An 11,000-nucleotide genomic window follows, 5' to 3' on the forward strand; every position below is an offset into this window, starting at 1 on the left:
GCGCCGGCTCCGCAAACGGGCTCAGGAGCGGTTGCCCAGGATCCGGCCGCCGCGCAGGACGGTTACCAGTTCGAAGCCCGCGTCGACGGCGACAACGTCGGCGCGCAGGCCCACCCGGAGGCCTCCGATCTCGGTTTCCAGGCCCAGGACACGGGCAGGAACCAGGGTCGCCGCCATCACGGCGTCGGCAGCACTCACTCCCGCCGCGATCGTGGCACGGATCACCTCCAGCAGGGTTGCCGTGCCTCCGGCGAGGGCGCCGTTGCTCCTCAAGGTGGCCACGCCGTCGTGCACCACCACCTCCGAGGAGCCGAGCTCGTAGTCGCCGTCGGGCAGCCCGGTGGCCGCCATGGAGTCCGTCACCAGCGCGATGCCCGCGGCCCCGACCAGGTCAAACACCATCCGCACCGTCTCCGGGTCGAGATGGACTCCGTCGCCGACGAGCTCGACCACGGCCGTGCCCGCGGCTGCCAGCCGCAGGCACGCGGCGGCCGGTCCGGGACTGCGGTGGTGCAGCGGCGGCATGCCGTTGAACAGGTGGGTCACCGTGGGCCGGGCATGCGGCCCGAAGCCCCCGTCCGCTGCGGCGCCGCCGATGAGGCGCGCGGCCTCCGCCAGCGACGCGGCCGTCAGAGGGGCGTCGGCGTCGGTGTGGCCCAGCGAGGGGGTGACGCCGTGGTCCGTGAGTGTCCGGAGCAGTTCGTTCGCGCCCGGCAGCTCGGGAGCGTAGGTCATGGTCTGCAAAGTCCCGCCGGCGGCCGCCAGCATGTCCCGGAGCAGTTCATGATCCGGGTCCCGGAGCCAGCGGGAGTCCTGTGCGCCGCAGCGGGTGTGGGAGAGGAAGGGCCCCTCAGAGTGGACGCCCGCGATGAGGCCCTCGTCCGCCAGAACTTTCAGGACGCCAAGCGACCTAAGCAGCTCATCGCCCGGGGCGGTGACCAGGCTGGCCAGCAGGCTGGTGGTGCCGTTGCGGTGCAGGAAGTCCACGGCCTGCCGGCACGCCCGGTCATCGCCGGTCGGAAAGCCGCCGCCCGCGGCGCCATGGCAGTGGAGGTCAATGAGTCCGGGAAGCAGCAAGCTGCCCGGCGGCAGGGGGAGCTCCTCCGCACCTGGAAACTGTGCGGCGTCAAAGCCGTTGCCGGGCCCCGCATAGGCGATCCTGCCGCCTGTCACCGCCACCACGGAGTCCGGGCTGCAGGTGCCGTCGGTGAGGAGGCTGCCCCGCAGGAGGTAGCGGGGGGCGGCGACGGTTTCGCGGGATTCTGGCATCGGGATTGTCCTCAGGAGTGCAGGGCGGCGGCGAACCAGCCGCTGATGGTGGCCGGGTGGGTGATGGCGGTGCCGACGACGACCGCGAATGCGCCAGCGTCGAGAGCCTGGCGGGCCTGGTCCGGTGTGTGGATGCGGCCTTCGGCGATGAGCGGTTTGCCGAGGCCGGCGGCGGCGATCTGTTCCAGCAGGGCCAGGTCGGGGCCGTGGGTTTTCGGGCGTTCCCCGGTGTAGCCGGCCAGGGTGGTGCCGATCAGGTCGGCCCCGGCGTCGACGGCGGCCGCCGCGTCGTCGTAGGAGCCGCAATCGGCCATGATCAGAGCATGGGAGCCGGCCCGGATCCCGGCCACCGTCTCGGCCAGGCTCAGGCGGTCGGGGCGCCGCCGGCGGGTGCCGTCGATGGCCACGACGTGGGCTCCGGCATTGGCCACCGCGAGGGCATGACGTAGCGTCGGCGTGATGAAGACGCCGTCGTGGCCGTCCTTCCAGAGCCCGATGACCGGGACCTCGACGGCGGCGCGGGTGTGCTGGACATCGGCGAGGCCCTGGACCCGGACGGCCGCGGCGCCGCCGATGACGGCCGAAGCCGCGAGCTGCGCGGTGGTGCGGGGATCCCGCATCGGCTCGCCGGGGTAGGCCTGGCAGGAAACGATGAGCTGGGAGCGGAGGGATTCGAGGCCCTCGGGGGTCAGGAGCATGGTGCCTGTTTTCTGTGTTTATCTGTGGTACGGCGTTGGCGGACAGGTGCGTTCAGTTGAAGACTAGCCTCGCGGCGCCGACGATGGCCGCGGAGTTTTCCAGCGTGGCCCGCAGGACCGGCACGTGGACCAGCGGGTCCAGCAGCTCCCGGCGCAGGGCGGCCTTCATGGGGTTCCACCAGAGGTCGCCGGCATCGGCCAGGCCCCCGGTGACCACCAGGACCTCGGGGTCCAGGACGTTGACCAGGCCCCCGGCGGACTGGCCGGCGGCCTCGGCGGCAGTGCGGATGGCGCGGGAGGCTGCGGGATCGCCGTCGCGGGCCAGTGCAAACACCGCGCGGGTGTCCGCGACGGCGGGAGATCCGCCCAGACGGAGGAACGCGGCGTGGATGGCCGGCCCGGAGGCGGCGGCCTCCACATGGCCGGAGCCGCCGCAGGAACAAGGCAAAGCCTTGCCGTCCGCGTACGCGTAGGGGGAGGCGACGTGTCCGACGTGGCCGCCGACGTACCGGTGGCCCAGGACCGGCTGGCCGGCCAGCACCAGGCTGCCGCCCACGCCGGTCCCGAAGGCGATCAGTAGCATGCTCGCGGTCCCGGCCGCTGCCCCGCGCCAGGATTCACCGAGCGCGTGGGCGTGAACGTCGTTCACTGCGCGGACTGCGCCGGGTGACACCGACAGCCGCCGGGCCAGGCCGTCTGTCAGCGCCGTCCCGGCCCAGCCGCGGATGGCGTCTGTCGCGGAAACCACTGATCCGTGCCCGGCGTCGATCACCCCGGCCGAGCCCACGCCCACCCCGGCGATGGCGATGCCTTCCGCCTGCGCCCGCACCCTGAGTCGGGAAATGAGCGCCGCGGTGGCGTCCAGGACGGCCCCGCCACCGTCACGGTTGGGGGTCGGAGCCGTCTCCGAGAACAGCAGTTCGCCGTCCCCGGTGACCACTCCAGCCGCCGTCTTGGTGCCGCCGAGATCGACGCCAATCGCGTGCGCCATGTTCCTCCTCAGTCCGGTGTTTCTTGCCGCTGCCCGTGCCGGCCGGAGCCTAGAGCAGGCCGTTGCGTTCGAGGATGACCTTGATGGCGGTGGTCTCGTCCTCGTTCAGGGACGGCATGGGGGTGCTCATGGTGTTGGATTCAATGATGCCCATGAGCTGGAGGGCGGTCTTGAAGGCGCCGAGCCCGGCCGCGCCGCCGGAGACCCGGCCGCCGGGCGTGTAGACGATCTCGAAGAGGTCGGCGAGGCGGTCCTGCTCGGCGGCGGCCTTGGCCCAGTCTCCGGCGGCCGCGGCGTCCATGAGGTTCCGGTAGCCGCGGGGGTCCACGTTGCCCAGGCCCGGGACAACGCCCTGGGCTCCGCCGAGGAGGGCCCCGTCGACCACGACCTCGTGGCCCGTGAAGATGTCGAAGTTGGGGATGTCGCGGGCGGCCAGCAGGAGCTGGCGGAACCCGACGTCGTCACCGGAGGAGTCCTTGACGCCGGCGATCACGCCCTCCCGGCCGAGCCGGACCAGCAGGTCCGTGGGGAGCTTGAAGTGGGTGCGGACGGGGACGTCGTAGGCGAAGATCGGTGTGCTGACGGCGTCGTGGATGGCGCGGAAGTGGGTTTCCGTCTCCTCCGCGTTGCCGATCGCGTAGTACATCGACGTTACGACGATCGCGTCGGCGCCGAGATCGATCACCTTTCGGGCTTCCTCGATGACGCGGTTGGTGGTCTGCTCGTTGGCGCCGACGATCAGCGGGACGCTCGCCGCGCCAGCAGCAGCATTCTCGGCCGCGATGGTGCTGACGACGAGTTCGCGCTCGGCGTTGCTCAGGTAGGGGACCTCGCCGGAGGAGCCCAGGACGAAGAGGCCGGACACGCCGCCGTCGAGAAGGTGCCGCGTGAGGTTCTTCAGCGAGTCGGTGTCGATGCTGCCATCGGCGTGGCGGGGGGTGACGACGGGGGGAATGACGCCCTGGAATTGGGTAGGCACAGGTAACTCCAATGATGGTTTGTTGAGCTGGGAAAGGTGCAGGAAAGGTGCGGGAATCAGGGGTGCAGCAGGCTGGGTGCGGCGCCGAGCAGTTTCTTCGTGTAGGCGTTGACCGGGTTGTCGAAGACCTGTCCGGCGGGTCCCTCTTCGACGATTTCGCCGAAGTACATGACGCAGATCCGGTCCGAGACGTAGCGGACGGTCTGGATGTCGTGGGAGATGAAGACCATGCCGAGGTTCAGCCGGGTCTTAAGGTCCGAGAGCAGGTTCAGCACCTGTGCCCGGACCGAGACGTCCAGCGCCGAGGTCGGCTCATCTGCCACGATGATGTCCGGGTCCAACGCGAGAGCCCGGGCGATGGCAACGCGCTGGCGCTGGCCGCCGGAGACCTGCGAGGGCGTGACCTCGGCGGCGGAGTAGGGCAGTCCGACGAGGGCCAGGAGGTCCTTGACCTTCGCCGCCCGGGTGGCCGCCGTTCCGATCCCGTGGATCTGGAGGGGGTCGGTGAGGATGTCCTGGATGGTCATCCGGGGGTTCAGCGCCGTCGACGGGTCCTGGAAGACTACCGACACGGCGCGGCCGAATTCCCTGCGCAGGGAGGCGTTGCGCTTGATGGCGGGCTTGCCGTGGAACAGCACCTCACCCGAGGTGGGCGCCTGCAGCCCCACCAGGACGGAGGCCAGGGTGGACTTGCCGCAGCCGGATTCGCCCACGATGCCCACGGTCTCGCCGCGGCTGATGGTGAAGTTCACGCCATTGACGGCCTTGACCATGTTGGGGCGGAACAGGCCGCCGGTACGGGCCCGGTGGTGGACCTTGACGTTCTTCAGTTCGATCACGGGCTTGCCGGTTGAGGTGTTCACTTAGCGTCCTCCTTAAGGTGGCTGGCCCAGTAGTGGTCGCTGTCTCCGCCACCTGCGGATTCCACAGCCGTCAGGATGAGCCGCTGGTCGGGGTCGGCGTCAGGCCGCAGGGAACGGGCCGCGAACCTGTCGCCGACGGCGAAGTCCCGGGGCGAGGGCACGGTGCCGGGGATCTGGTGCAGCCGCTCGGCGTCAGCCTCGATGGACAGCACGGCGCCGAGCAGGCCGCGGGTGTATTCGTGCTGCCGGTTCTGCAGCAGCGCGGACGCCTGGGCTGATTCCACCACCTGCCCGGCATACATCACGGTGATGCGGTGGGCGAGCGAGGCCACCAGGGCGAGGTCGTGGCTGACGAACACCATGGCGAAGCCCAGCTGTTCGCGCAGCTCATTGAGCAGTTCAACCACCTGCTGTTGCACCGTCACGTCCAGTGCGGTGGTGGGCTCGTCCGCGACGACGATCCGGGGGGAGCGGGAGAGCGCCATGGCGATCAGGACGCGCTGGCGCTGGCCACCGGAGAGTTCGTGCGGGTAGCTGGCCAGCGTGCGCACAGGATCCAGTTTGACCAGTTCGAGGAGTTCGGCGGGAGTCTTCCGGCCGCCGCGGCGGGTGAGCTGCTGGAGCTGGTCCTTGATCTTCATGGAGGGGTTGAGCGAGCTCAGCGCGTCCTGGTAGACCATGGCGATCTGCTGGCCGCGGAGCCCCTCGTAGGCTTTGGCACTGCTGTTGCCGGTGGTGGCGTCCAGCAGTTCTTTGCCGTCGAACGTGATGGAGCCGGAGATCTTGGCGGTCTTGGGCAGCAGGCCCATGATGGCGAGCGAGGTGATGGACTTGCCGCAGCCGGATTCACCCACGAGGCCCATGGTTTCCCCCTCGCGGACGCTGAAGGAGACGTTGTCCACGATCGCGGTGTCGCCGAAGCGGCCGGGGAAGCGGATGGTGAGGTTCTTGACTTCGAGGACCGTGCGGGCAGTGTCCGGGACCTGTGGGAGACGGTCGGTGCGGGCGGCCTCGACGGCGGTCAGGAGCTTCAGCTCTCTGTCCAGCGAGCCGTCCAGCAGGGCGTGGCGGCTGACGGATTCCGCGTCCGTCCCCTGCGGGTATCCGGCCTCCGGCACCGCGTCGCCTGCGGCGTCGCGGACGCCGTCGAGCTCATGTTGCTCCGCCACTGAGCCCTGGGCCACGGACGTGCCGATCTCGGCGTCGACGGCGGCGACGGGGGAGGAGATGCCGTCGTCGTCCTTCACCACGGGAGCCTTGCGGAGCTTGGGGTTGACCATGGCGTCCGTGAGCCCCTCGGCCAGGATGTTCAGGGCGAGCACCGTGAGCAGGATGGTCAGGCCGGCAAAGGTGGTGGCCCACCAGCCGCCGGAGAGCACGAGGTTGCGGCCGTAGGAGATTACGTTGCCCCACGACGGTGCGGGATCCTGGACGCCGGCGCCGAGGAAGGACAGCGAGGCCTCCAGGATGATCGCGTCCGCGACCATCACCGTGGCGAAGACCAGGACCGGGGCCGCGGTGTTGCGGACGATGTGCTTGAGCAGGATGTAGGAGCGGCCGGCGCCGATCACGCGGGCGGCCCGGACGTAGTCTTCGCCGTACTGGGAGAGCACGTTGGCGCGGACCACCCGGGCGAGCTGGGGGGTGTAGATCACCGCGATGGCCACGATGATGGTGGGCACGGTGTTGCCGAAGACGGCCAGCAGCACGGCGGCCAGCGCGATGCCGGGGAAGGCCATGAGGATGTCCATGAGCCGCATGATGACCTCGTTGACGCCCTTGCCGGAGGTCGCGGCGAGGGAGCCGAGCAGTGCGCCGGCGAGGACGGCCAGCGCCACCGCGCCGAGGCCGATCATCAGGGAGGACTGGGCACCGTAGAGCAGGCGCGAGAAGATATCGCGGCCCAGCCGGTCGGTGCCGAACAGGTTCTCACCTCCCGGCGGCGTCGCCGGAATGAAGGATTCCAACGGATCATGCGGGGCGATGACGGGCGCAAAGACGGCGGCGAGGGTGATAGCCACCAGGAAGACGAGGGCGAGCCGGGAGCTCCAGGGGAGGGCCTTGAACCGGACTCCCGGGGCGCTGAGGCGTTCAGCGAGTTTGCTGCGCATGGGTCAGACCGTCCTGATTCGGGGGTTGATGAGCAGATACAGAAGGTCGACGGCGATGTTCACGAGCACGAAGGTGACGGAGATGGTCAGGACCACGCCCTGCACCAGGTTGACGTCGAGGTTGGTGATGCCGTTGAGGATCAACTGGCCCATGCCGGGCAGGGCAAAGATCATTTCGATCACGACGGCGCCGCCCAAGAGGTAGCCGATCCGGAGCCCCAGCACTGTCACCGGGGTGACCAGGGCATTGCGGAGCACGTTGCGGGACACGACTTCCCGGTAGGGCACGCCGTTGCCGATCGCGGTGCGGACGTAGTCCCGGTCAAGTTCCTCGACCATCGAGGTGCGGATCACGCGGATCAGCGAGGCCGACACCGGGATGCCGAGAGCCAGGGCCGGGAGCGTCATGGAGTTCAGCCACCCGCCGACGCCCGATTCCGGCGTCGCGATGCCGCCCGAGGGGAAGGAAGCGTTAGCGCCGAGCGCGAACCACTGGATGAGCAGGATGCCGAGCCAGAACGACGGTGTTGCCACGGCGGCGATGGAGAAGACCCGGACCATCTGGTCCGGCCACTTGTCCCGGTACAGGGCACCGGCGATGCCGAACGGCAAGGACACGACGACGGCGATCAGCACCCCCAGAAACGTGAGCTGAAGAGTCAGCGGGAAGGCCGCAGCGATCATGTCGGCCACGGATTTCGCCGGCGGGGTGGTTACCCCGAGATCGAACTGGAGCAGCTTACCCAGGAACCGAAAATACTGCAGGACCAGCGGATCGGTGAGCCCGTTGCTCTGGCGGTACTGTTCCTTGGCTTCCTCGCTTGCCCCGTCGCCGAGGGCGCTGCTCGCTTGGTCACCGGGGGCGGCCTGCAGGACAAGGAACACCAGCAGGGTAATGCCCAGGATCATCAGGGGCAGCGCCGCAAGCCTGCGGCCCAGCAGACGCAATATTGTGACCAATGTTGTCTCCGGAATTCGTGGAAGGGTGTCGCGGCCTCAGCGGGCACGGGTGACAGGGCATGCCGGTCCGGACGGGTCGGGGACCCGCCCGGACCGGCGGTTGGCAAGATGCCGATTGGCGTGAATTAGGCGGTGCGGCCGACGCCCACGAGGCCGATGCCGGTGGTCGGCAGCGGCTTGAAGCCGCTGAGCTTCTTCGCATCCCAGGCGCTGGGCAGCTGGCGGTGGAAGATCGGGTACAGGGGCAGCTCCTCGGACACCAGATCCACGATATCGCCGGTCAGTTTCTTCGCCTCTGCCGGGGCGGACTGGCCGGCCTTCGACATGAGGTCAACGAGCGTGGCCCGTTCCGGGGTGGAGGCCCAGTAGGCCCGGCCCTTCATCCACGTGTCGCCGGCGTAGAACCAGCTCAGCAGCAGATCGGCGTCGTTTCCGAAGACGGACGGATCCCCCGGGGCGGCGACGACGGAGAAATCTGCCTTCCCCACCCGGTCCGTGTACAAAGCGCCGGACTGGAGGTTCTTCAGGGTGACTTTGACGCCGGGGATCTTGTTCCAGGATTCCAGCATCAGCGGGGCCACATCCTTGACCCATGCGGTGTCCGTGGTCAGGAGCTCGAATTCCAGGTTCGTGACGCCGGCCTGCTTCAGCAGGTCCTCTGCCTTGTTGGGGTCGTAGCCGTAGACGTTCTTGGCCTTGACGTAGTCCGGGTGGCCTTCCTGGAAGTAGGAGCTGGAGGCCTTGGCATTGCCGAACAGGGCCTTCTTGATGATGGAGTCCTTGTCCAGACCGTAGTGCAGGGCCTGTCGGACCAGCTTGTTGTCGAACGGGGCCTTGGCGCAGTTGAACATGAGGAACAGCATCCCGAAGGACTGGACGGATTCCACTGTGGCCTTGGACTTCAGCCCCTCGATGTCCAGGTACGGAACGTCCTCGATGGCTTGTACGCGGCCGGACTGCATCGCCGTGACGCGGGCGGCGGCGTCGGAGAGCAGGAGCCAGGTCATTCCCTTGGCCAGGGCGGGCATCGGGCCGTTGTAGTCGGGGTTCGCCTCGAACACGATTTTGTCGTCCTTGACGGCGGAGACCAGCTTGTAGGGGCCGGTGCCGACGGGCTTGGCGTCGAACGCCTTGAGCTGATCGGAGCCGAGCGGGAAGTTGGCGAGTGCCTTGGGCACGATCTTGACGACCGAGATGCGCGAGGCGAAAGCGGGGAAGGCATACTTCAGCGAGAACTCGACGGTCTTCGCGTCGACGGCCTTGACGTCCTTGATGAAAGGGATGAACTGCGAGAACAGCGACTTGTTGGCAGGATCCATGACGCGGCTGAAGGAGAACACGACGTCCTCGGCTGTGACTGGGGTGCCGTTGTGGAACTTGGCGGCGTCGCGCAGTGTGACCTGGTAGGCGGTGGCGTTGACCATCTTGGGGTCGGCCGCGGCGAGGGCGTTGTACGGCTCGCGGGTGGCGGGGTGAAGTTCCACCAGGCCCTCGTAGACGTGCAGGTTGGCGGCCAGCGGGGTGGCCCCGGAGCTGGACAGCGGGTCAAAGCCGGTGGAGAGAGCGTAGGAGATGCCCGCCTCGATGATGAGGTCCTTGTTGATCGGCGCGGTGTTGGCGGCCGCTCCCGTCGTCGTGCTGGCGGCCCCACCGCAGGCGGCGAGGGAAGTGGTGAAAGCCGCGGCAACGCCCAGGGCGCCCGACAGCTTGAGGAAGCTCCGGCGGCTGGCGTCATTGACCAGCGGCAAGTTTTTAATTGTCTTGCTCATGAATTGCCTCACCATTCGAGTATTTATCGGATGTAGGACGTCCGATGCTTAGAAGAACTGTAAGGGCCATCACACCGCCTCGTCAAGCGGCGGTGGAGCGGCGGCGGAGCGCGCCAGGGCAGCATTCCTGGCCGAAGAGGGAGCGCGGCGCGGCCGGATGTTCCCACCTTTGCCGGGTTCCGGCGGCGTGCCCGTCAGGACGGTGGCGCGTCACGGCGAAGCAGCGGCCAAGGTGGGGAAACTCCGCGCGGTCGTTAACGGCATCAGGCGAGGACCTCCCTGGTGATCGGCTGAGCGTAGTAGCCCAATTCGACACCGGAGGTCCTCGCCTCATTCATGCCACATCCATTCGGCCCGCACACTGGCTGCGGCCGGATTTTCCCACCTTTGCCGGGTTCCGGCGGCGTGCCCTCCCGGGACAGCGGCGGGTCGTGTCGCAGAGGCCGTAAAGCTGGGGAGGCTCCGACCTCCGCAGGGTCACAGCTAACGCAGCACCACGGTCCTGTTGCCCTGGAGGATGACGCGTCCCTCGCAGTGCCAGCGGACGGCGCTGGAGAGCGCCTTGCACTCGGTATCGCGTCCGGCGGCCACGAGGTCGTCGGGCCCGAAGGTGTGATCCACTTCCACCACCTGCTGGGAGATGATGGGCCCCTCGTCCAGCTCCGCGTTGACATAGTGGGCGGTGGCGCCCACCGTCTTCACGCCCCGGGCGTGTGCCTGGTGGTAGGGCTTCGCGCCCTTGAAGCTGGGCAGGAAGGAGTGATGGATGTTGATGGCGCGGCCATCCAGCTGCCGGGTGAGGTTGTCGCTGAGGACCTGCATGTAACGGGCCAGGACCACCAGTTCCACGTCCATCCGGTCGATCAGTTCCAGGAGCCGCTGTTCGGCCGCGGGCTTGGTGTCCGGGGTGATGGGCACATGGAAGAACGGGATGCCGTGCCATTCGACGGTCCGCCGGTGGTCGGGATGGTTCGAGACAACGCCGACGATCTCGATGGGCAGTTCACCGGTGCGTGCGCGGTACAGCAGATCGTTGAGGCAGTGCTCGAATTTCGAGACCATGATCAGGACCCGCCGCTTGCTGCCGTGCCGCCGCAGCTCCCAGCGCATGCCGAATTTTTCGGCGACCGGAACGAACGCCTCCTGGAGGGTATCCAGCGTTGTTTGGTCGCCGGCCGAGGCGAAGTGGAGCCGCATGAAGAAATGGCCGTCCAGCTGTGAGTCGAACTGCTTGCTTTCCAGGATGTCGCAGCCCTGGTCCAGCAGGAATCCCGACACGGCGTGGACGATCCCGCGCGTCTCCGGGCAGTCGAGGGTCAGGATGTGCTCCACAGTGGCGGTGGTCTGGTCGTCGGCCATG

The 11,000-nt window shown here is 68.2% G+C and carries 9 protein-coding genes; all 9 read right to left on the reverse strand.

Translation table 11 applies throughout. From position 1 onward, the window contains the following. Nucleotides 1-21: 21 nt before the first annotated feature. Nucleotides 22-1,269 (reverse strand): amidohydrolase family protein, encoded by a 1,248-nt coding sequence (locus tag LDO15_RS00675; RefSeq protein ID WP_223982850.1) that lies wholly within the window; start codon nucleotides 1,267-1,269, stop codon nucleotides 22-24. Nucleotides 1,270-1,280: 11 nt separating this feature from the next. Next, nucleotides 1,281-1,967: an N-acetylmannosamine-6-phosphate 2-epimerase gene (locus LDO15_RS00680; protein WP_223982852.1), complete on the reverse strand. Its 687-nt coding sequence runs from the start codon at nucleotides 1,965-1,967 to the stop codon at nucleotides 1,281-1,283. 52 nt (nucleotides 1,968-2,019) lie between these two features. Then, nucleotides 2,020-2,958: an ROK family protein gene (locus LDO15_RS00685; protein WP_223982880.1), complete on the reverse strand. Its 939-nt coding sequence runs from the start codon at nucleotides 2,956-2,958 to the stop codon at nucleotides 2,020-2,022. 49 nt (nucleotides 2,959-3,007) lie between these two features. Further along, a complete protein-coding gene (locus tag LDO15_RS00690; protein WP_223982882.1) occupies nucleotides 3,008-3,937 on the reverse strand; it encodes a dihydrodipicolinate synthase family protein in 930 nt (309 codons plus the stop codon). Nucleotides 3,938-3,993: 56 nt separating this feature from the next. Continuing rightward, nucleotides 3,994-4,800 (reverse strand): ATP-binding cassette domain-containing protein, encoded by an 807-nt coding sequence (locus LDO15_RS00695; protein ID WP_223982884.1) that lies wholly within the window; start codon nucleotides 4,798-4,800, stop codon nucleotides 3,994-3,996. Next, complete coding sequence (locus tag LDO15_RS00700) at nucleotides 4,797-6,911, reverse strand: dipeptide/oligopeptide/nickel ABC transporter permease/ATP-binding protein (protein ID WP_223982886.1); 2,115 nt, start codon at nucleotides 6,909-6,911, stop codon at nucleotides 4,797-4,799. Before LDO15_RS00700 ends, LDO15_RS00695 begins: the two co-directional genes overlap by 4 nt. A 3-nt stretch (nucleotides 6,912-6,914) precedes the next feature. Further along, nucleotides 6,915-7,820, reverse strand: a complete 906-nt coding sequence (locus LDO15_RS00705; RefSeq protein ID WP_263428408.1) for an ABC transporter permease — start codon at nucleotides 7,818-7,820, stop codon at nucleotides 6,915-6,917. Nucleotides 7,821-7,996: 176 nt separating this feature from the next. Then, nucleotides 7,997-9,640 carry an ABC transporter substrate-binding protein gene (locus tag LDO15_RS00710; protein WP_223982891.1) on the reverse strand — a complete coding sequence of 548 codons (1,644 nt, stop codon included), beginning with the start codon at nucleotides 9,638-9,640 and terminating at the stop codon, nucleotides 7,997-7,999. A 483-nt stretch (nucleotides 9,641-10,123) separates the two neighbouring features. After that, nucleotides 10,124-10,999 (reverse strand): formyltetrahydrofolate deformylase, encoded by an 876-nt coding sequence (gene purU, locus LDO15_RS00715; RefSeq protein WP_223982894.1) that lies wholly within the window; start codon nucleotides 10,997-10,999, stop codon nucleotides 10,124-10,126. Nucleotide 11,000 lies beyond the last annotated feature (1 nt).

This window comes from Arthrobacter sp. NicSoilB8 (assembly GCF_019977355.1).
Classification (GTDB): Bacteria; Actinomycetota; Actinomycetes; order Actinomycetales; family Micrococcaceae; genus Arthrobacter.